This window comes from Qipengyuania sp. SM2507 (assembly GCF_053714505.1).
Map to the genome: position 1 here is coordinate 434,953 of NZ_CM132307.1, position 18,724 is coordinate 453,676.

Annotated in this window: 21 protein-coding genes; 19 read left to right on the plus strand and 2 right to left on the minus strand. The window is 65.0% G+C overall.

Annotated elements, in window-relative coordinates:
* The first annotated feature begins 156 nt into the window (after nt 1-156).
* The 19 genes from ACWIKC_RS02030 (at nt 157) to ACWIKC_RS02120 (ending at nt 15,943) form a co-directional block, all read left to right on the plus strand.
* On the plus strand, nt 157-1,413 hold the full coding sequence (locus ACWIKC_RS02030; RefSeq protein ID WP_454598473.1) for a sigma-54 interaction domain-containing protein: 1,257 nt from the start codon (nt 157-159) through the stop codon (nt 1,411-1,413).
* On the plus strand, nt 1,410-1,775 hold the full coding sequence (fliE, locus tag ACWIKC_RS02035; protein ID WP_454598474.1) for a flagellar hook-basal body complex protein FliE: 366 nt from the start codon (nt 1,410-1,412) through the stop codon (nt 1,773-1,775). Before ACWIKC_RS02030 ends, fliE begins: the two co-directional genes overlap by 4 nt.
* A gap of 3 nt (nt 1,776-1,778) precedes the next feature.
* Nucleotides 1,779-3,389, plus strand: a complete 1,611-nt coding sequence (fliF, locus tag ACWIKC_RS02040) for a flagellar basal-body MS-ring/collar protein FliF (protein ID WP_454598475.1) — start codon at nt 1,779-1,781, stop codon at nt 3,387-3,389.
* Nucleotides 3,386-4,405 (plus strand): flagellar motor switch protein FliG, encoded by a 1,020-nt coding sequence (fliG, locus tag ACWIKC_RS02045; RefSeq protein WP_454598476.1) that lies wholly within the window; start codon nt 3,386-3,388, stop codon nt 4,403-4,405. The genes fliF and fliG overlap by 4 nt, the downstream gene beginning before the upstream one ends.
* Entirely contained in the window at nt 4,398-4,973 is a 576-nt protein-coding gene (locus ACWIKC_RS02050) for a FliH/SctL family protein (RefSeq protein WP_454598477.1), read from the plus strand. Before fliG ends, ACWIKC_RS02050 begins: the two co-directional genes overlap by 8 nt.
* Complete coding sequence (locus tag ACWIKC_RS02055) at nt 4,961-6,292, plus strand: FliI/YscN family ATPase (RefSeq protein ID WP_454598478.1); 1,332 nt, start codon at nt 4,961-4,963, stop codon at nt 6,290-6,292. Before ACWIKC_RS02050 ends, ACWIKC_RS02055 begins: the two co-directional genes overlap by 13 nt.
* The gene (locus ACWIKC_RS02060; RefSeq protein WP_454598479.1) at nt 6,282-6,665 is read left to right on the plus strand and encodes a hypothetical protein; all 384 of its coding nucleotides are present in this window, start codon (nt 6,282-6,284) and stop codon (nt 6,663-6,665) included. The genes ACWIKC_RS02055 and ACWIKC_RS02060 overlap by 11 nt, the downstream gene beginning before the upstream one ends.
* A 56-nt stretch (nt 6,666-6,721) precedes the next feature.
* Nucleotides 6,722-8,149, plus strand: a complete 1,428-nt coding sequence (locus tag ACWIKC_RS02065) for a hypothetical protein (RefSeq protein WP_454598480.1) — start codon at nt 6,722-6,724, stop codon at nt 8,147-8,149.
* Nucleotides 8,150-8,185: 36 nt separating this feature from the next.
* On the plus strand, nt 8,186-8,773 hold the full coding sequence (locus tag ACWIKC_RS02070) for a flagellar basal body-associated FliL family protein (protein ID WP_454598481.1): 588 nt from the start codon (nt 8,186-8,188) through the stop codon (nt 8,771-8,773).
* On the plus strand, nt 8,770-9,672 hold the full coding sequence (locus ACWIKC_RS02075; RefSeq protein WP_454598482.1) for a FliM/FliN family flagellar motor C-terminal domain-containing protein: 903 nt from the start codon (nt 8,770-8,772) through the stop codon (nt 9,670-9,672). Before ACWIKC_RS02070 ends, ACWIKC_RS02075 begins: the two co-directional genes overlap by 4 nt.
* Nucleotide 9,673: 1 nt before the next feature.
* Complete coding sequence (gene fliN / locus ACWIKC_RS02080) at nt 9,674-9,982, plus strand: flagellar motor switch protein FliN (RefSeq protein ID WP_454598483.1); 309 nt, start codon at nt 9,674-9,676, stop codon at nt 9,980-9,982.
* Nucleotides 9,982-10,278 (plus strand): flagellar biosynthetic protein FliO, encoded by a 297-nt coding sequence (locus ACWIKC_RS02085; RefSeq protein WP_454598484.1) that lies wholly within the window; start codon nt 9,982-9,984, stop codon nt 10,276-10,278. The genes fliN and ACWIKC_RS02085 overlap by 1 nt, the downstream gene beginning before the upstream one ends.
* Nucleotides 10,275-11,045, plus strand: coding sequence for a flagellar type III secretion system pore protein FliP (fliP, locus tag ACWIKC_RS02090; RefSeq protein ID WP_454598485.1), 771 nt, complete (start codon nt 10,275-10,277; stop codon nt 11,043-11,045). Before ACWIKC_RS02085 ends, fliP begins: the two co-directional genes overlap by 4 nt.
* Before the next feature lie 5 nt (nt 11,046-11,050).
* Nucleotides 11,051-11,323, plus strand: coding sequence for a flagellar biosynthetic protein FliQ (locus ACWIKC_RS02095; protein ID WP_454598486.1), 273 nt, complete (start codon nt 11,051-11,053; stop codon nt 11,321-11,323).
* On the plus strand, nt 11,320-12,105 hold the full coding sequence (fliR, locus tag ACWIKC_RS02100; RefSeq protein ID WP_454598487.1) for a flagellar biosynthetic protein FliR: 786 nt from the start codon (nt 11,320-11,322) through the stop codon (nt 12,103-12,105). The genes ACWIKC_RS02095 and fliR overlap by 4 nt, the downstream gene beginning before the upstream one ends.
* Nucleotides 12,102-13,265, plus strand: coding sequence for an EscU/YscU/HrcU family type III secretion system export apparatus switch protein (locus tag ACWIKC_RS02105; protein ID WP_454598488.1), 1,164 nt, complete (start codon nt 12,102-12,104; stop codon nt 13,263-13,265). The genes fliR and ACWIKC_RS02105 overlap by 4 nt, the downstream gene beginning before the upstream one ends.
* Entirely contained in the window at nt 13,262-14,680 is a 1,419-nt protein-coding gene (fliD, locus tag ACWIKC_RS02110) for a flagellar filament capping protein FliD (RefSeq protein WP_454598489.1), read from the plus strand. Before ACWIKC_RS02105 ends, fliD begins: the two co-directional genes overlap by 4 nt.
* A 1-nt stretch (nt 14,681) precedes the next feature.
* Nucleotides 14,682-15,062, plus strand: coding sequence for a flagellar protein FliS (locus ACWIKC_RS02115; RefSeq protein ID WP_454598490.1), 381 nt, complete (start codon nt 14,682-14,684; stop codon nt 15,060-15,062).
* A 197-nt stretch (nt 15,063-15,259) separates the two neighbouring features.
* Nucleotides 15,260-15,943 (plus strand): response regulator transcription factor, encoded by a 684-nt coding sequence (locus tag ACWIKC_RS02120; RefSeq protein ID WP_454598491.1) that lies wholly within the window; start codon nt 15,260-15,262, stop codon nt 15,941-15,943.
* Nucleotides 15,944-15,962: 19 nt separating this feature from the next.
* On the opposite strand, the gene ACWIKC_RS02125 is transcribed toward ACWIKC_RS02120, so the two are convergent.
* A complete protein-coding gene (locus tag ACWIKC_RS02125) occupies nt 15,963-16,688 on the minus strand; it encodes a sigma-70 family RNA polymerase sigma factor (RefSeq protein WP_454598492.1) in 726 nt (241 codons plus the stop codon).
* On the minus strand, nt 16,685-18,718 hold the full coding sequence (locus ACWIKC_RS02130) for a flagellar biosynthesis protein FlhA (protein WP_454599419.1): 2,034 nt from the start codon (nt 18,716-18,718) through the stop codon (nt 16,685-16,687). The genes ACWIKC_RS02125 and ACWIKC_RS02130 overlap by 4 nt, the downstream gene beginning before the upstream one ends.
* Between the last annotated feature and the right edge of the window lie 6 nt (nt 18,719-18,724).

Below are 18,724 nucleotides of genomic sequence, written 5' to 3' on the forward strand. Positions count from 1 at the left end.
CGACCGGATCGAACGGGAATTAAGGTAAAAAGCGTTTCGGTCGCAGGGTTCCGTTAACCATATCCGTATTTCTACGGGGTCTAAATTTATCCATTTCTTGGACGTCCCGGTGGCAAATCAGCGCCTGTCGATAAGACATGCCAATTGGGGGCAAAGATGGACGGGATCACCAAGACCACGAATTTCGCACGGCGGCACGCGACTCTCGAGTCACGGCTGGCGGGAATTGCGTCGTCGCTGTTCATGGATCGACCGGTCACTCTGGCCGATGAGGGCGAGCCCGCGGCCAACCGCGACGCCCGGACGATCACCCTGGCCCGCCGCGAGGCACCCGAACTCGCCTTTGCCGGTACCGGCGGCTCACTCACTTACAAAGACCCCATCGCCGAGAGCAGCATCGCGGCACTGGTCGCGATGATCTATTCCGGCCAGGGTCCGGTCGCGGCCGATCCCGCCTCGCTATCGGTGATCGCGCTGGCCGACCGGCTCGCGCGGACCGACATCCCTGTACTGATCAACGGCCCCACGGGCACCGGCAAGGAAGTCCTCTCCACTTTCATCCATCGCCGCAGCGAGCGCCGGGACAAGCCGTTCATCGCCTTGAACTGTGCCGCAATCCCCGAGGCCATGCTCGAAGCCATGCTGTTCGGGCACGAGAAAGGATCCTTCACCGGCGCCAGCGCAGCAGGCGAGGGCTTCTTCCGCGCTGCCGATGGCGGCACGCTGCTGCTCGACGAGATCGCCGAAATGCCGCTCTCGCTTCAGGCGAAGCTGCTTCGCACGCTGCAGGAAGGCGAGGTCGTCCCGATCGGCGCGACCCGGCCGATCAAGGTCGATGTCCGCATCATCGCCTGCGCCAACCGCGATCTGCCGCTGGAAGTGGCCGAGGGCCGCTTCCGCGCCGACCTCTATTATCGACTCAACGTCTTCCCGATCGCCATGCTACCGCTGCGCGAGCGCCAGGCGGATATCGCGCCGCTCGCCTTTACCATGCTCATGCGCCATTCGGCCAAGGGCGATCGGGTGCCGTGGATCGACGATGCCGCGCTCGCAACGCTGCGCGCCTACCCGTGGCCGGGCAATGTCCGAGAGCTCGAGAACGTGATGCGCCGCGCACTGCTGCTTTCGGAGGGCGAGACCGAGATCGGGCCGCAGCACATCATCTTCGACATGACCGCACGCGCCGTTGCGCCGACCGCGACGATGGAGACCGAGACGGTCCCCGAAGAAGCGCCTGCGAAGCTTTCCAAGATCGTCAAGCTGTCAGAGGCGCGTGCGATCATGGAGACGCTGGATTCGGTCGGCGGGCACCGCGCCAATGCGGCCCGCGCGCTCGGCATCAGCGAGAGAACCTTGCGTTATCGTCTGGCTTCCTTCCGTGAAGCCGGCATTGCAGTGGGAGGCACACGATGAACCCCGTAGGCGGCATCGGCGGAGGCGGATCGATCGACCAGATCATCGCGCTGCGCCAGCAAATCATCGACCGTTCGAAAGTCCTGTCGGAACTCCACGAAACCAAGCCGGCGTCCCCTGTCGAAGGCGCGGCACCGCAGGGGGCGAGCTTCGGCAATTCGCTGCGCGACGCGCTCGACAACGTCAATTCCACGCAATCGCGGGCCAGCGGGATCACCGAGGCCTACGAGCGCGGTGAAGTGACCGATATCGCCAAGGTGATGCTGGCCCGGCAGGAAGCCGGGGTCGCCTTCGAGGCAACCCTCCAGGTGCGCAACAAGCTGTTGTCCGCGTACCAGGAAACCATGCGGATGGGCATCTAAGCCATGAATGGACTCGTTCCCATTGGACCCACGAGCGGCGGCGCGCTTTCCGCGCTTACGAGCGGTTCGGGCAGTTTCGCCGATCGTGCGCGCGCCTTCGTGGCGCAACCCTCGGTGCGCAAGATGCTGCCCTGGTTCGCCGGTACGGCGGCCCTCGGGCTGATGGCGCTCACCTGGGCAGCGCTCTCGACCGCGCCGCAACGGGTCCTCTATTCCTCGCTCGACGATGCAGGGCGCGCCGGGGTGGTCGCCTCGCTCGACCAGGCAGGCATTCCCTATCAGATCGACAACGGCTCGGGCACGCTCACCGTCAACGAAGACGATGTCTACCGTGCGCGCATGCTGGTCGCCGCCGATGGTTCGCTGGCTGCCCCGGCGAGCGGGACGGACCTGATCGACAATCTGCCGATGGGTGCCAGCCGGACGCTCGAGGGCGATCGCCTGCGCGCCGCACAGGAGCGCGAACTCGTGCTCACCATCATGGAGATCGACGGGGTCGAGGCGGTCCGCGTGCATATCGCCAAGGCCGAACGTTCCGTCTTCGTGCGCGACGATGTGGCACCTTCCGCTTCGATCATGGTGCGAATGGCCTCCGGGCGCCAGCTCGCCGACAGCCAGGTGAGCGCCATCACCAACCTCGTCGCCGGCTCGGTGTCGGGTCTGGCGATCGATGCGGTCAAGGTCATCGACCAGCACGGCAAATTGCTGACCCAGGCGCGCGATCCCAACAGCGGCCGGCTGGATCTGCAGGCGCAGATGGAGGCCAAGCTCAACGCGCAGGTCGACCAGCTGCTTGCCCCGATGTTCGGCAGCAGCGCCTTTTCGTCGCAGGTGCAGGTCGAGCTCAATATGGACGAGGTCACCTCGGCCCGCGAAACCTACGACAAGGACGGGTCGGTCCGTCGCGAAACCACGCAGCAATCGCAAAACGTCGCGACGCAGGCCGGCGGCATACCCGGCGTGCTCGCCAATGCACCGCCCGACGATCCGGAAGCGCGCCCCGGTGCGCCCGAGGATGCCGCGCAGGCGGAGCCCAACGGCATCGGCGAAAGCAGCGCCACCCGGGTCTACGAGATGGGCCGCGAGGTCTCGGTTTCGAACCTCACCCCCGGATCGATCAAATATCTCTCCGTCGCCGTCGCGATCGACGAAGCCGCGCTGGCCAAGGCAAGCGCAGCCGATATCGCCAAGGTCAAGGAACTCGTCTCCTCAGCCGTCGGCGCGAGGGTCGATCGCGGGGACCAGGTCACCGTGATGATGCGTCCCTTCGAGAAGGTCGAGGCCGAAGGCATCCCCTTCTACGAAACCAGCTGGTTCGGCATGGCGGTGCGCAATGCCGTGGCCATTCTCGCGGTCCTGCTCGTCCTGCTGCTGGCCGTAAGGCCCGCGATCAAGGCATTGCGCGGCGCCGCTTCGACCGGTGATGGCTCAGAGGGGGCTGAAGGAACGCCTGCACTCGGCAGCCCGTCGCAAGCGCTCGTGCCCTACGACCGGGAAGCGCTCGACAGCCAGATCGAACTCGCCCAGCGGATCGCGCGCGAAAACCCCGACGATGCGGTCCTCGCCTTGCGGCGGCTGCTTTCCGAAGACGCCAGAGCAGGGGAAGCGGCATGAGCCTGACCACCCCGCTGCCGCTCGGCGGCACCGACAAGGCGGCCATCATGGTGATGCTGCTCGCCGAAGACGATGCCTCGAAAATCCTTTCGCAGCTGACCCCGGATGAATTGCGCCAACTGGCCGGGACTATGTGCGGTATCGGCGAGGTGCAGCCCCAGTCGATCATCGACGCCATCTCGGGCTTCTCCCGCTCGACCGAAGGCAGCGGAATTGGCGATCATGGCCGCGTGGCCAGCGTTCGGCGGATGCTCGAAGGCGCAGTCGGCGAAGTCAAAACCGAAAACCTGATGCGCCAGATCGCGCCCGGTGCGGACGACGAGGGCCAGCCGGCCCTTGGTCTGCTGCGCTGGCTTGATCCAAAGGTCATCGGCGAAATCCTGGCGGACGAACATCCGCAGGCGATCGCGGTGCTGCTGCTCCAGCTCGACACCGAAGTCGCGGCTGCCGCGCTCGCGGCATTGCCCGAGCACCTGCACACCCCGGTGCTCCACCGGGTCGCACGGCTCGGACCCGTTTCGCGTCAGGCGATCAGCATCCTCGAGCAAACGCTCAACGCCAAGATCGAGAAACTCCATGGCACGATCCCGCTCACCATGGGCGGGATCAAACAGGCGGCCGAGATCATCAACCGTTCGCATCGCAGCATGGAGAAGCGCGTCATTCCGTCGATCGGCAAGGTCGACAAGAAGCTCGCCAAGGAACTCGAGAACGAGATGTTCAAGTTCGAGCATCTGTTCGCGCTCGATGTGAAGATGACCGGCGTCCTGCTGCGCGAGATCGAGAACGACACGCTGATCCTGGCGCTCAAGGGAATCGAGCCCGAACAGCGCGAACAATTCTTCGGCGCCATGTCCTCGCGCGCGGCCGACGGCCTGCGCGACGATATCGAGGGTCGCGGCCGGGTGAAGAAATCCGAGGTCGAACAGGCGCAGAAGGACGTGGTCGCGATCGCCAAACGGCTGATGTCCGATGGCGAGATCATCATGGGGGATGGCGACGAAGATTATGTCTAGAATAGCCTACTCCTCGCTCGGCAAGCCCGGCGGTTTCACCCCCAGCGCGCGCTATGCGCGAGCGGTGGTCGAAGAAGCTCCGGCCACTCCGGTCGACGCCGCTGCCGAAGCCTATCGCAGCGGTTTCGAGGACGGGCAGATCTCGGCCAAGGCCGATGCCGAAGCGCAGCTTTCCCGCGAACGCGCCGAGCGTGCGACGATCGAACTCGCTTTTGCCCGCTTCGACATGGAGAGCGCGCAGGCGCTGCGCGAAAGCTTGCGCACCACCGTCCATGCGCTGTGCGACGAAGCGGTGCTGCCGCTCGCGCTCGACAGCGAAGCGCTTGCGAGCCGGATCGAGCTGGCGGCGGCGATGCTCCAGCGCAAGCACGACCAGCGGATTATCCATATCCATCCCGAAGACCTCGCGCTGGTGCGCGACAGCGTCCCGCCCGAACTCGAGCTGCGACCCGATGCGACCATCGAACGTGGGGGCCTGCGCGTCGAAACCGACGACGGCGGGGTCGAGGACGGACCCCAGCAATGGCGCCGCGCGATCGCCGAAGCGTTCGATTCATGCACGCCCTGATCGACAGCGTTCTCTCCGAGGTCGCCATGGCGCCGATCGACCTGGCGCCGCGCCGCTTCGGGCGAGTTGTGGCGTGCGACGGCGGGCTGATCGAGGTCTCGGGACTGGGGGTGCCGATCGGCAGCCTGTGCCGGATCGCCCAAGGCAACGGCACCGAACATCGCGCCGAGACCATCGGCTTCCGCAACGGCCACACGATGATGATGATGCTCGGCGATACCGTCCTGCTGCGCCCCGGCGCTGTTGTGCGGCCCGAGGGGCAGCCCGGCATGCTCTATGTCGGGGAGGAATTCCTGGGGCGCGCCGTGGACGGCTCGGGCAGTCCGATCGATGGACGCGGGCCGGTGGGGTCTACCACTGCCTGGCCAGCGGGCGGGCACCGCGTCAGCGCGCTCGATCGTTCGCGCGTGACCAAACCCTTCGACAGCGGGATCCGTTCGCTCAATGCGCTGACCACCTTCGGCGTCGGCCAGCGGATCGGTATCATGGCGGGTTCGGGTGTTGGCAAGTCGGTGCTGATGGACATGATCGTCGAGGGCGCGCAGGCGGACGCCGTTGTGGTCGGCCTGATCGGCGAACGCGCGCGCGAGGTCTCGGATTTCGTCGGTCGCCACATGTCCGGACCCCGCGCGGCCACCATGGCGATCGTCGCGGTTCCGGCCGATCATGCAGCCAATCTGCGGTTGCGCGGGGCATTGCTGGCGACCTCGCTGGCCGAACATCTGCGCGGCCAGGGCAAGCGCGTGCTGCTGATCCTCGATAGCCTCACCCGCGTCGCGCATGCCGCGCGCGAGATCGGCATTCTTCTTGGCGAACCCGGCGCTGCGCGCGGCTATCCGCCCTCTGCGCTCGCCACCATCACCAAGCTGATCGAACGGGCGGGCAATTCCGGGGAAACCGGAGGCGCCGTCACCGGTGTCTACACCGTGCTCGCCGATGGCGACGATCAGAACGACCCGGTTGTCGACACCGCGCGCGCGATCCTCGACGGACATATCGTGCTTTCGCGCGAGATCGCGCAGCGCGGGCAGTATCCCGCAGTCGATGTCGGCGCATCCCTCAGCCGGGTGATGAACGATATCGTCTCGCCCGAACATGTGAAGTCTGCGCGGCGCTTCCGCGCGCTGAGCGCGACCTATGAAGCCAACCGCGACCTCGTGATGATGGGCGCCTACCGCAAGGGCACCGATCAGCTGCTCGACGAGGCGATCGCGCTCAACGCCAGTATGGTCGATTTTCTATCGCAGGAGGTCGGCAGTCATGTCGATATCCCGACTGCGGTGACGCAGATGAGCGGGCTCTTCGCCGGTGAAAATTGATCCCCGCAAGCTAAAGCGCGCGCGGCTGCTCGAGCGGATAAGGACCGTCGAACGCAGCCGCTCCGCGCTCGCCGCCTCCGAAGCCGAGGCGACCCGCCAGCGGCTGTTCGGCGTGGCAGAGAGAACCCGCTCGCTCGCTCGCCATTACGCCCAGCAGGACGACGCGATGATCGGCACCGATCTGCGCGGCGCGAAGGCGATGCAGGATCAGCTGCAGCAGCTCTGCGCCTTGAGCGAACAACACGCCGAAGAGGCCGAACAACGGTCCGAAGCGACCATGGACGAACTCGCGAGTGCGGAACGCCGTATGCGCCGCGCCGAAGAAGACAGACGAAGCCTGGCCCGCGCGATCGTCGCCGACCTGGAGCACTGAGCCCTGGATTGGCACGGTTCTTGAAGAGAGAACCCTGAACAGCAAACGGACTCACGATGATCGCTCCTCTTTCCTTTCTCGCTGCATTCGACAAACCGCAAGCGAAGCGCATTTCGGGTGAGGCTGAAGCGCAGGAAAACACGGAAAACGCAGGAAACGACGGCTTCGCGGCGCTTATCGCGCAGCTCATCCAGATCATTCCGACAGCAAACGGGCAAGACGCCGAGGCGAGCCTGCCGGCAGATGGCCAGACCGGCAATCCGGCAAGCGGCAAGATCTTGCCGGTCGATGGCCACAACCTTGCCGCTGCAACCGCAAGTCAGGCCGTCGGCGAGGCGCTCGCCAGTGCGTCGCCGCTGCCGGTTTCGGCCACGCTGATGAATTCTTCCGCCACGATCATATCCTTTGAGCAGGCACAAACGGCGCTGGCCGCCAAGCAGGGCGACCCGATCGCACAGGGCGCAACTAGCGCCGATCTTCCGCAGGCAGCCGCGAAGGAAGGCCTCGTTGCCCACGCGACGCCGCGAGCGAATCAAATCCGCATGACGATTTCGATCGCGCCTGCCGAAACGGCTGTGCTCCGCACCGCCGCGCCGCAGGATGCGTCTGCGCCTGTCGAAAAGCAGCTTTCGGCGGCGATCGGATCCATTCCGAAAGCAGTTCCGGAAACGGCCTCGGCACCATTGCAACCGCGCCTTGCAGGTCGCGAGGATGGCGTGCCGCGCACAGATGGCCCGGTGGCCGCAGCGCTGCCGACAGAGCCGAAGCAATCCGGGCGCGAGCCGCAGGCAGCGGCTGCGATGCTTCCCGAACGGACGCGGTCGGTCAGGGCGGCATCGCTTGAGAAGGACGCAAGCTCGGGCGAGCGGTCGGGCCAATCGTCCGCCGCGGAAAGCCCCGCTGGCGCCGCCCGCGCGCTTGCATCCTCGGAGAGCGCGAAACCCTTCGCAATGCCGGTCATCGCTGCACTCGAAACCGCTCCAGCGAACAGGGGTGACGGAATGCGGATGGCCGCCGCAGCGCCAACCAACGCGCTAACCTCGATCGACAATATCGAACGGCTGGTGGAGCGACTCTCGGTGGCGCGCGAGTTCGACATGACGAAATCCGCCAGCATCGCCGTCACTCATCGCGAATTCGGCGCGCTGACCGTCACCTTCGACAACGCCCGCAACGGCCTCGATGTCGAGATCGCGGCGAAGGACAACGACATGCAGCGCGCGCTGGCTCTCGCTGTCGCCGCCGATCGGCCGGCTTCGCGCGCGGGCGAACCGTTGCAGCAGTCGTTCCAGCAGACTTCGCAAGCCGCCTCCGCCGGCTCGGAACGCGGTGCGGGTTCGACGGGGCAGGGCGCCAACTCTTCGGGCGCCGGGGCGGAAGGCGACCGATCGCAAAACCAGCGCGGTCGCAACCTCTCTTCCTCGCCGCAGGACCCTCGCAACCCGGCGCGCTCTTCTCCGGGTGACGACGCGCTCTACGCCTGACCAACGCCAATATTTCTGAACCAATAGGACTGCTCAATGTCGGATGACAACTCCACCCCTGACCCCAAGCCCAAGAAGAAGGGCGGCGTCATCAAGGCTGCGCTGATCGGTCTTGTCCTGCTCGGCGCAGGCGGCGGGGGCACCTATGCTGCCTTCGCCAGCGGGATGATCGGCCAACCCGCCGAGAAAGCGGAAGATCTGAAGCCCAAGCTCGTCCTGAAAGGTGCCGAGGATCCCTTTCCTTACGCCTTCGATGGAAAGGACAAGGACAAGATCGAAATCGTCCACGGGACGGGCGGCAGCAAGTACCGCACCGCCTATTACAATTTCGGCGACGAGTTCACGTCCAACCTCGCCGGCGGCGCCGCGCTGATCCAGATCAGCGTGGCCGCCTCGACCCATCATGATGGGCGCGTGCTCATGTGGTTGCACGAGCATGAGACGGCGCTGCGCTCGCGAATTCTCGTCGAACTGGCTTCAACCGATGAAGCCGAGTTGATGGGTGTTTCGGGCAAGGAGCAGCTTCAGGAGCGGCTGGCAGGGGCGATCAACGAAGTGCTCGAAGAACGCGAAGGCTTTGGCGGCGTCGCAAACGTCTATTTTCGTTCGCTTATCATCCAATGATCAGCGCGACTTTCCCCGAAGCTGCGGCGCGCGCCGCCAGTCACTGCGACGAGCTGCTCAGCCGCGCGGCGACTCCGCCCGACTTCGCCAACGAGTTCGAGCGTTTCGCCCGGCAATTCGCCGAGCACGCGCAGTCCTCGCTAGGTGAGCTGTGCGATTGCCGCGCCCTGCAGGCCGAGATCGGCGAATTGGCGCAGCTTCCCGCCAGCGACTGGCTGACCCAGGTCGCCACCGGCAGCGTCCATTCCTTCTATGCGCTGGGGCAGGAGCGCTGCGGCATCCTCGTTTCCACCCCGGTGGCGGATCTGGTCGCCCAGTTCGAACGCATCCTCGGCGGGACCGGGGAGATCGACGAGGACTATGCGGTCCTTCCGGCTTCGGCGGCGCGGTTCGCGCAGCAGTTCGAAGACCGCATCGCCGAGACGTTGCGCCGCACCTGCGACCGGCGCGAGATCGCCGCGTCCGCCAGCGGTTCGGTGGTCGATCAAGTCGCGCCGTTCGAACCGGACGAGCGCATCTGGACCGCTACACTCTCCGCGACGATTGCAGGAAGCAAGCGGGTCTGGCTGGTTCGCCTGGCGGCCAGCGAAGCGATGCTGGGGAAGATCGTCGGATCGCGCGCGGTGTCGCCCGCCACCGGGCGCACGATCGGCGCGCGCGGTCTCGAAGGCTCGGCAATCGCCGAGGTCGAAATGCCGCTGCGCGCGGTGCTGGTGGACGTGCCAATGTCGATCGCCCGGCTGTCCCAGCTTTCGCCCGGCTCGCTGATCCCCGTCGCGGTGCATCGCAATGTGCCGCTGCTGATCGGCAATACCATCATCGCTCACGGAACCGTCGGAGAAATCGACGACCGCGTGGCGCTCGAACTCACACAAACTTCAATCTCGAAGGATAACTGACATGTCGCTTCATTCAGACGGCTTCGGCCTCATCCAGGATATCGACGTCCGCCTCACGGTGGAACTCGGACGCAAGCAGATGCGCCTGCGTGATGTGCTGGCGCTGGGTGAATCGAGCTTCATCGAGCTCGATCGCCTCACCGACGAACCGCTCGATATCCTCATCAACGGCAAGATGATCGCACGCGGCGAGGTGGTCGCCCAGGGCAACCGCTTCGCCATCCGCGTGCTCGAGCTCGTCGGGGCCTCGGGCAACAGCGGCTCCGCGTCCAATGCGATCGCCGAACCCAAAGTGGAAGCGCACCAGTAATGTTCTGGTACGTCCTCAAGCTGCTGATCCTGCTCCCGGTCATCTGCGCGATGATCTGGGGGACGCTCAAGCTCGCCAAGCGGTTGCAGGGCCAGTTCGGCGTCCCCGCAGGCGGTGAGAAATCGGTCAAGATCATCGAGACCACAATGCTGTCTCCGACGCTGCGGCTCGCGGTGATCGAATTCCACGGTCGCGAGATCCTCGTCTCGACCTCGCGCAACGGCCTGACCCGGCTCGCCGAGGCACCTGCGCGTGCCCGCGACGCCGCTCCGGCACTCGCGGAGCCCACCCCATGATCGCCCGGCTTGCGAAATTCGGCGCGGCCCTCGCCGCAATGACCTATCCGGTCATGGTCAATGCCCAGACTGCGGCCGAGGGCGCCGTTCCCGGCGCGCTCGACCGCGCTTTCGGTCAGATGGCCGGCGCAGGCGGCGAACCCCTGAGTCTTTCGCTCCAGTTGCTGCTGGTGATGGGGCTGCTGACGATCCTGCCGGCGCTGCTGCTGATGATGACCAGCTTCACGCGGATCATCATCGTCCTGGCGATTCTGCGCCAGGCGCTGGGCCTGCAGCAATCGCCGCCCAACCAGGTCCTGATCGGGATCAGCCTGTTCCTCTCGCTGTTCATCATGGCTCCCACGCTCGAGCGCGTGAACGAGGCCGCCATCGCCCCCTATTCGGCGGGCGAGATCGGCGCCGAGGTCGCGATCGAACGGGGCGGGGACCAGTTCCATGCCTTCATGATCCGCCAGACCCGCGAATACGATCTCAGGATGTTCGCCGATATCGCCGATGCCCCGCAATTCGCCAGCCCGCAGGAGGTGCCGTTCTCGATCCTGCTGCCGGCCTTCGTCACCAGCGAGCTCAAGACCGCCTTCCAGATCGGCTTCATGCTGTTCCTGCCGTTCCTCGTGATCGATCTCGTTATCGCCAGCGTGCTGATGAGCCTGGGTATGATGATGATGAGCCCGATGATCGTCTCGCTCCCCTTCAAGCTGCTGCTTTTCGTCCTCGTCGACGGCTGGGCGCTGCTGATGGGTTCTCTCGCCTCCAGTTTCGCGTAACCGCCATGGATGAAGCCTCAGTTCTCCTCTCGCTCGCCGACCGCATGTTGTGGATCGCCGCCCTGGTGGCGGCACCGGTTCTGCTCGCGAGCCTCGCCATCGGGCTGGTGATCGGGCTGGTGCAGGCGGCAACCTCGGTCAATGAGCAGACGCTCACCTTCGTGCCGAAACTGGCCGCGGTCGCCTTCGTGCTGGTCGTCTTCGGCGCCTCGATGATGGCGCTGGTGAGCGATTTCATGCTCGATATCTTCGCCGAAATCGCACGGATGGGTCGGTGACGGGGCTCGATTTCGGTTTCGGCGCGCTCGAGCAGGACATGTGGCGGGTCGTCTTCCTGATGACCCGCATCGGCGCTGCCCTGCTTGCCGCGCCCTTTTTCGGCGCCTCGTCGGTGCCGATGACGGTGCGCGTCTCGCTGACCGGTGCGCTGGCGATCTTCACCTCGATCTGGTTGCCCGAGATTGCGACCCCGCCGGCGCTGCTGTCGCTCGAAGGGTTGATGGCGATCGCCGGAGAAGTGATTGTCGGCCTCGCGCTCGGCTTCGTTCTGCAGCTAGCCTTTGCCGCCCCGACGATCGCGGCCGAACTCATCGGTGGCGGAATGGGGATGAGCATGGCGATGTCGAGCGATCCGATGGGCGGCGGGACGACCACGGCCTTCGGTCAGTATTTCGTCATCGTCCTGACTTTGATCTTCCTCGCTACGGGGGCGCATCTCCACTGGATTGCACTCGTCACCGAAAGCTATCGGGCCTTTCCGCCCGGAGAAACCTGGCTTGAGGCCGAGCGCTTCGAGATGATCGCGGGCTTTGCGAGCAGCATGTTCGAGACCGCACTGCGGATAGCGCTGCCGGTCACGCTGATCCTTTTCCTGGTGCAGGTGCTGACCGGCATCCTGAGCCGCTCCGCCCCGTCGCTCAACCTGTTCGCGCTCGGCCTGCCGGCGGGCGTTCTTGCCGGGCTCGCCGCGCTCGTGATCTCTGCGCCCCTGATCTACGATCAGTTCCTCGGGATCGTCGAAGGCTCGCTCGAACAGGCCGAAAGCGTGATGATCCGATGAGCGAGGAAACCCCCGGCGAAAAGACTTTCGCGCCAACCGAGAAACGTCTCGCCGACGCCGCCAAGAAGGGCGATGTTCTCCGATCGAAGGAATCGGGCACGGCGGCGGTGATGCTGCTGGGCGGGGCCTGGCTGGTGTTCGCAGGCCCCTGGCTGCTCGAAGGTCTTGCCGGGTTGATGCGCGAGGCGTTCCGCTTCGATGCGCGCGACATGAACGATTACAACGTCAGCATCCTGATGATGGAAGGGTTGCTAATTTCGGTCCTCGCCATCCTCACGCTCGCGGTCCCGGTCATTCTCGTGACGCTGCTTACCCAATTGGGTTTCGGCCGCGGCCGATGGGTGGCGAAAAATCTTGCCGCCAAGGGCTCACGGATCAACCCTCTGTCCGGGCTGAAGCGCATGTTCGGCCCGACCGGTCTCATCGAGATGGGCAAGGGACTGCTCAAGATCGTCCTCCTGGGGGCAATCGCCTTGGCCTGGTGGTGGTCCAGCATCGACACCATGATCGGGCTGGGCCGCGGGTCGCTTTCGGTCCAGCTGGGCGCGGCTTGGGATGCAATCGTCTCGCTGGTGTTCGCGCTGTCGGCGGGCCTGGTGGTGATCGCGATGGTCGACCTGCCGATCTTGTGGCTGCGCCAGCAGAAACGGCTGAAGATGAGCCACCAGGAAATGCGCGACGAGAACAAGGAAGCCGAGGGCTCGCCCGAAATGCGCTCCGCTCGTCGCCAGCGCCAACGCGATATCGCGACCGGTTCGGTGATGGGGGCGATGCGCGAGGCGCAGTTCGTCATCACCAATCCGAGCCATTTCGCGGTCGCGTTGACCTACGACCAGACCAAGGCATCGGCGCCGATCGTGCTGGCCAAGGGCAGGGGCGACAAGGCCATGGCGATGAAGGAACTCGCGCGCGAAATGGACTTGCCAATGCTCGAGTTCCCGCAGCTGGCGCGCTCGGTCTATTTCACCACGCGCGAGCGGCAGGTGATCTGTGAGGACCTCTACGGCGCGATCGCGTCAGTCCTTGCCTATGTCATGTCGTTGAAGCGCGGGGAATCTCCGCAACGCCCGCAGATCGACGTGCCGGTAGCGCTGCGTTTCGACACCGATGGCCGCTTGGCGGTTAATTCCACAGCCGCTGCGTCGTTCTCAGAGCGATGAATGTTTCCCCCTCCTCGATCGCGACCACGCTCGGTATCGGCAGCGGTATCGACATGGCCGGGCTGGCAGTGCAGCTGGCCGAAGCGCAATTCGCGGGCCGCAACGAGCGCCTCACCGCCAAATCCGAAACGCTCGAACGCCAGATCTCGCTCGCCGGCTCGATCCGCAGCGCGTTCTCGGTCTTTGCCAGTGCGCTGGGCGACCGCTTGCGGACCGGCGACCTCGCCCCCGTTCCGACCATCAACAACCCGTCGGTGGCGAGCGTCTCGAGCCCGCCGGGCTCGCTCGGCAAGGGTAGCTATTCGCTCGAGGTCAACAGCGTGGCGAGCAATCAGACGCTGACCGGCCCGGCCTATGCTTCGGCGAGCGACATCGTCGGGGCAGGCACGCTGACCATTCGCTTCGGTGCGACATCGAACGCCGGCTTTACCGAGAATACGACGCGACCGGCGCTGGCGCTCAATATCGCACCCGGCTCAACCCTGGCGGACGTGGCGAAGGCGATCAACTCCCAGAACGCCGGTCTGACCGCCTATGTCGCGCAGACCGCTGCGGGCGCACAGCTGGTGATGAAAGGGGCCGAGGGCATCAACAACGGCTTCGTTCTCGAAGCCACCGAGGACGGTGCAAACCCTGGCCTTTCGGCGCTCGCCTGGCAGCCCGGCAGCGATCCCGCGCGACTGGTAAAGGCATCTGCCGACGCCGAATATCTGCTCGATGGCCTGCTTCGTCGCAGCAGCAGCAACACCATACCCAACGCCGCGCCCGGTCTGTCGCTGTCGCTTACGGGCACGAACGCAGGCGCCCCGGCGACAATCGGCTTCGCCAATTCGAACGGCGCGATCTCCAGCGTAATGCAGGACATCACCGGCGCGCTCAACGAGATTACCTCCGAACTGCGCGCCGCGACCAATCCGCTCGGGGGCGATCTGTCGCGCGATCCGGGGGCGCGGGCGCTCAGCCGGAACCTGTCGGCGCTGGGTTCGACAATCATCATGCCGAACGCTCCCGAGGGATCGCCGCGTACGCTGGCGGAACTCGGGCTGGCGATCGAGCGCGACGGCAGCTTTCGCTTCGACAACACCAAGCTCACCCAGGCGCTTGCGCGCGACCCCGCGGGGGTGGCGGCCATGTTCACCACCGGGATCCACGGTGTCTACTCGACAATCGACAAACTGGCCCGATCGAGCAGCGTTTCGAGCGACCCCGGTTCGCTCGCCGGATCGATCGTGCGCTACCAGTCGCAGTCGCAGCAGATTTCGAGCGACCTGACCAAGCTGGCCGAACAGCAGGAAACCCTGCGCGCCAGCATGGTCGCGCGTTTCGCCCAGGCCGACAGCCGCGTCGCCGCCTCCAAATCGACGCTGTCCTTCCTCCAGTCGCAGATCGACGTGTGGAACGCGCAAGGGAACTGACATGCTGGCCCGCTCCCAACCCGCCGACGCCTATCGCGAGGCCAATTTCGACGCTCGCCTGATGGGCGGCAGTCGCGACGACCTGGTGATTTTCTGCATCGAAGACCTGATCGCCAATCTCGGCGCGCTCGAAATCGCCGAGGCGCGAGGCGATCGGGCAGCGCGCAGCAAGGCGATAACCCGCTGCGTGACTGCGCTGACCGCGCTGGAACTGGGGATCGATCGCGACGCCGCGATGGCGGCCAACCTGTTGCAATTTTATGGCGCCGCCAAGGTCTCGCTGCTCGACTCGGTTCGTGAAACTGACCTTGCGAATATCGCCGCCATGAAACAGGATTTTCGCGAAATCGCCACAGCGATGCAGGCGACCAAATTCGCCTGAGATGAAAATAAATCTCGATTAGAAACTTTTCGATTGCGGTGCGTGAATCGATTGGGCTAACGCTTGCTAACGAAGATGATCAACCGTCTTCGACAAGTGGCTTCCGAGTGCGAAGTTGTTTGAGATAATATGCTGAAAAAAAGACCTATTGCGTAGGCGTCGCATTTTTGAGCTTGGTAGTCGGGGGCGTTTCATAGATGTCGAAAGTGTACGTCGTCGATGACGACGCAATGCGACGCGCGCAAATTTGCCGGCTTCTGGCGGGCGAGAATATCCACCCCGAACCGTTCGATTCGATCGACGAGCTCCTCCAGTTCATGCCTTCGCAGGGGTTCATACTCGTCCACGACCAGGGCGAGGGGGTTTTCGAGCTGATCCAGAGGCTCGAGCGCGAGACCTGGCTGCCGGTCATCGCCTATAGCGACGAGCCGGAAACCGCCCGGATCGTCAGGGCAATGCAATCGGGTGTCGCGTCCTATGTCACCTACCCGCTGAAGGCCGTCGAATTCCGCCGCGAATACGACAAGCTCAAAAGCGCCTTCGCAGCCAAATTCGCCAAGCAACAGCGGTCCACCGCGGCGCGCAAAATGCTCGAAGCGCTGAGCAATCGCGAACGCGAAATTCTCGCCTGCATGCTCGATCACGGCACGAGCAAGGCGATCGCCCGCCACCTCGGGATCAGCCCGCGCACCGTTGAGGCGCATCGCGCCAGTCTCATGGCTCGGCTGGAGGTGCGCACCGCAGCCCAGGCGATCCGGATCGCGGTCGAGGGCGACGCATTCGGTCTAGCGGCGGAGAATTCGACGCATCAGGACAATGCCACGCTGGGGATTGCCTGCGATGACCGGTATGAAGAGCTGGTTCAGCAGGCCGCCGGCTAGCGCGTAGACACTCGGGTCCTCAATCGCGATGTGCCGCCGCGATGGTCAGGCGAAGCTTTTCCAGCGCGGCCGACTTGAGCTGGTGGACGCGTGGGACGCTCACTTCCAGGACTGCGGCAATCTCGGTCAGATTGAGCTCTTCGACGAAATGAAGCTTCACGACGAGCTGCAACCGCTCGGGCAGGGCGGCGATCGCCTGCGCCAGGCCGGCGTGGTCCTCGACCTGCAGCAGGTTCGCTTCGGCATCGGGATCTTCCGACCGGAACGCTGGGTCGCTGTCGGAATAGCAATCCTCGATCGAGCTCATCGAGGTGTAGAGCTGGCGACGGATGTCGTGCAGTTCTTCCAGCGAGACATGAACTGCCCGCGCCAGTTCGGCTGCCGAGGGTTCGCGCCCCAGTTCGGCACGTAGACTGTCGGTCGCCTGCTCCAGCTTGCGCCGCATCTGCAGTGCTCCCCGCGTGTGATGCGATTGCGATCGCAACAGGTCGATCATCGCGCCGCGCACCCGCATCTTGGCATAGGCGGCAAAGCCGTCGTCGCTGGGCCGGTCGTGACGTTGCGCGCATTCGGTCAGCGCGATCAGCCCGGACTGCATCAGATCGTCGATATCGATCGAACCGCTGCAGCTACTCCCATAGTACCACGCCAGCTTGCGCACCATGGGTAGGAATTGCGCGACCCGGTCGTCGATGCCGCTGGTATAGGCGCGGCGCGCGTTGAAGTTCGAATGGTCGTGTTTCATGCCGCGAGAGCCTCCGTGTCATGGCCAAGTGCCGCGGGTTCTTCATGGGTTTCGCCGCCGACGACCGCGATCACCTCGATCGGTTGTGTGGGCGGGAGTTCGGTAATGGACAGTACGGTGCAGCCCGGCGCGCGCATCTTGAGCAGCGCGGCGAGGGCCCGGCGCGCGCGTGGCTGGACGATCAGCGCAGGCTGGGTAGAGCCCGGTTCGCGTGCCGCGATGATCGCCGCGATTCTTTCGCCGATCGAGCGCCCCAGGTCGGGCTCGATCACGAGTTCGCCAGTTGCGGGGTCTTGCATTCCGTTCACGACCATCTCCTCGAGTTGCGCCGCGAGGGTGATCACCGGCAGCTTGGTATGGGGTCCGCAAGTATCGCCCAGCAGCATGGAACCCAGATCGGCGCGGATGATGTCGATCAGGCGAGTGTGCTCATTCGTCTGCTGCGCGGCGAGCGAGAGGCTGGAGAAGATCGGCAGCGCGTGGCGCAGCGAAATTCCATCGGCGAGCAGCGCTTTGAGCACCCGCGTCACCGCGGCGAGCGAGAGCGGTTGTGGCGTGATCGTCTCGATCAGCTGGCCGTGACGTCCGCGCAGGTGATCGACGAGATCGCGAACCTGGTCGGGGCCAAGCAGATCCTGCGCCCGCGTCGCGAGCAGCTGGTGAAGCTGGGTGGCGATGACGCTTTCGGGATCGACCACGAGATAGCCTTCGGCCACCGCGAGGTCGCGCGAGCCGGCATCGATCCACAGCGCCGGGCAGCCGAAGCTGGGATCGACCGTGGCCTCGCCCGGGACCGCGTGCGAATGCATCACTTCGCCGGTGTCGATGGCGAGCAGGGAGCCTGGCTTGAGCTTGCCGCTGGCGATCGGGGTGCCGCCCAGCGTGATGCGATAGCCCTCCGGGTCGATTTCGAACGTGTCCTCGATCCGGAAGGGCGGGACCACGAACCCGAAGGCCTGGCACATCTGGCGGCGCAGGCCGGTCAGGCGCGCGATAAGTGTCGCTCCGTGACGCTCGTCGGTGAGATGGATCAGGCCGTAGCCAAGCTGGATCGTGACCATGGTCTGGTCGGTGACGTCGTCGATCGAGATTTTGGAAGGGTCGGGCGCGGCGACGGGTTCGATGAAATTCGCCACCGCCTCGCGCCGGTTCTTGAGCGTCCGCCAGAGCATGAAGGCACCGCCGGCAAGCGGCAGGAAGATCGCCTGCGGCATCGCGGGGATGCAGCCGATGGCGAACAGGATGCAGGCGACCGGCAACCAGATCTTGGGATCGGCCAGCTGGCCGCCGATCTGGCCGGTGAGATCGCGCGTGTCGGAAACCCGAGTGACGATGACCGCGGCGGCGATGGAGAGCAGCAGCGCGGGCACCGAAGCGACCAGCGCGTCGCCGATAGCGAGTGTGATGTAAAATTGCCCGGCCTCGCCCATTGACAGACCGTGGGTGGTCATCCCGAGCACCAGCCCGGCGATGATGTTGATGAACAGGATCAGCAACGCCGCGACGGCATCGCCCTTCACGAACTTGCTGGCACCATCCATCGAGCCGTAGAAATCGGCCTCGGTGGCGATCTCGCGGCGGCGCGCCTTGGCCTCGTCGGCGGTGAGCAGGCCTGCGGCGAGATCGGCGTCGATCGCCATCTGTTTGCCGGGCAGCGCGTCGAGGGTGAATCGCGCGGAGACTTCGGAGACGCGGCCCGCGCCCTTGGTGACCACCATCAGGTTGATGATCATCAGGATCAGGAAGACGAAGATGCCGACGGTGAAATTGCCGCCGATCAGGAAAGCGCCGAAGGCCTCGATCACCATCCCTGCGGCGGCTTCGCCCTCGTGCCCGTTGAGCAGCACGATGCGGGTGGAGGCGACGTTGAGCGCCAGCCGCAGCAGCGTGGCGAAAAGGAGGACCGAAGGGAAAGACGAGAAGTCGAGCGGCTTCTGCGCGTTCATTGCCGCCATCAGCACCGAGACCGACAGCGCGATATTGAGCACGAAGAACAGGTCGAGCAGGATCACCGGGATGGGCATGATCATCAACAG

What these genes read in the sequence shown, in the direction of transcription:
- ACWIKC_RS02065 (WP_454598480.1), top strand. Translation starts at nt 6,722, where the DNA reads ATGATCGCTCCTCTTTCCTTTCTCGCTGCATTCGACAAACCGCAAGCG.
- ACWIKC_RS02050 (WP_454598477.1), top strand. Translation starts at nt 4,398, where the DNA reads ATGTCTAGAATAGCCTACTCCTCGCTCGGCAAGCCCGGCGGTTTCACC.
- fliP (WP_454598485.1), top strand. Translation starts at nt 10,275, where the DNA reads ATGATCGCCCGGCTTGCGAAATTCGGCGCGGCCCTCGCCGCAATGACC.
- ACWIKC_RS02075 (WP_454598482.1), top strand. Translation starts at nt 8,770, where the DNA reads ATGATCAGCGCGACTTTCCCCGAAGCTGCGGCGCGCGCCGCCAGTCAC.
- ACWIKC_RS02130 (WP_454599419.1), bottom strand. Translation starts at nt 18,718, where the DNA reads ATGATCATGCCCATCCCGGTGATCCTGCTCGACCTGTTCTTCGTGCTC.
- fliE (WP_454598474.1), top strand. Translation starts at nt 1,410, where the DNA reads ATGAACCCCGTAGGCGGCATCGGCGGAGGCGGATCGATCGACCAGATC.
- fliF (WP_454598475.1), top strand. Translation starts at nt 1,779, where the DNA reads ATGAATGGACTCGTTCCCATTGGACCCACGAGCGGCGGCGCGCTTTCC.
- ACWIKC_RS02055 (WP_454598478.1), top strand. Translation starts at nt 4,961, where the DNA reads ATGCACGCCCTGATCGACAGCGTTCTCTCCGAGGTCGCCATGGCGCCG.
- fliN (WP_454598483.1), top strand. Translation starts at nt 9,674, where the DNA reads ATGTCGCTTCATTCAGACGGCTTCGGCCTCATCCAGGATATCGACGTC.
- ACWIKC_RS02070 (WP_454598481.1), top strand. Translation starts at nt 8,186, where the DNA reads ATGTCGGATGACAACTCCACCCCTGACCCCAAGCCCAAGAAGAAGGGC.
- fliD (WP_454598489.1), top strand. Translation starts at nt 13,262, where the DNA reads ATGAATGTTTCCCCCTCCTCGATCGCGACCACGCTCGGTATCGGCAGC.
- ACWIKC_RS02115 (WP_454598490.1), top strand. Translation starts at nt 14,682, where the DNA reads ATGCTGGCCCGCTCCCAACCCGCCGACGCCTATCGCGAGGCCAATTTC.
- ACWIKC_RS02120 (WP_454598491.1), top strand. Translation starts at nt 15,260, where the DNA reads ATGTCGAAAGTGTACGTCGTCGATGACGACGCAATGCGACGCGCGCAA.
- ACWIKC_RS02095 (WP_454598486.1), top strand. Translation starts at nt 11,051, where the DNA reads ATGGATGAAGCCTCAGTTCTCCTCTCGCTCGCCGACCGCATGTTGTGG.
- ACWIKC_RS02125 (WP_454598492.1), bottom strand. Translation starts at nt 16,688, where the DNA reads ATGAAACACGACCATTCGAACTTCAACGCGCGCCGCGCCTATACCAGC.
- ACWIKC_RS02105 (WP_454598488.1), top strand. Translation starts at nt 12,102, where the DNA reads ATGAGCGAGGAAACCCCCGGCGAAAAGACTTTCGCGCCAACCGAGAAA.
- ACWIKC_RS02030 (WP_454598473.1), top strand. Translation starts at nt 157, where the DNA reads ATGGACGGGATCACCAAGACCACGAATTTCGCACGGCGGCACGCGACT.
- ACWIKC_RS02085 (WP_454598484.1), top strand. Translation starts at nt 9,982, where the DNA reads ATGTTCTGGTACGTCCTCAAGCTGCTGATCCTGCTCCCGGTCATCTGC.
- fliG (WP_454598476.1), top strand. Translation starts at nt 3,386, where the DNA reads ATGAGCCTGACCACCCCGCTGCCGCTCGGCGGCACCGACAAGGCGGCC.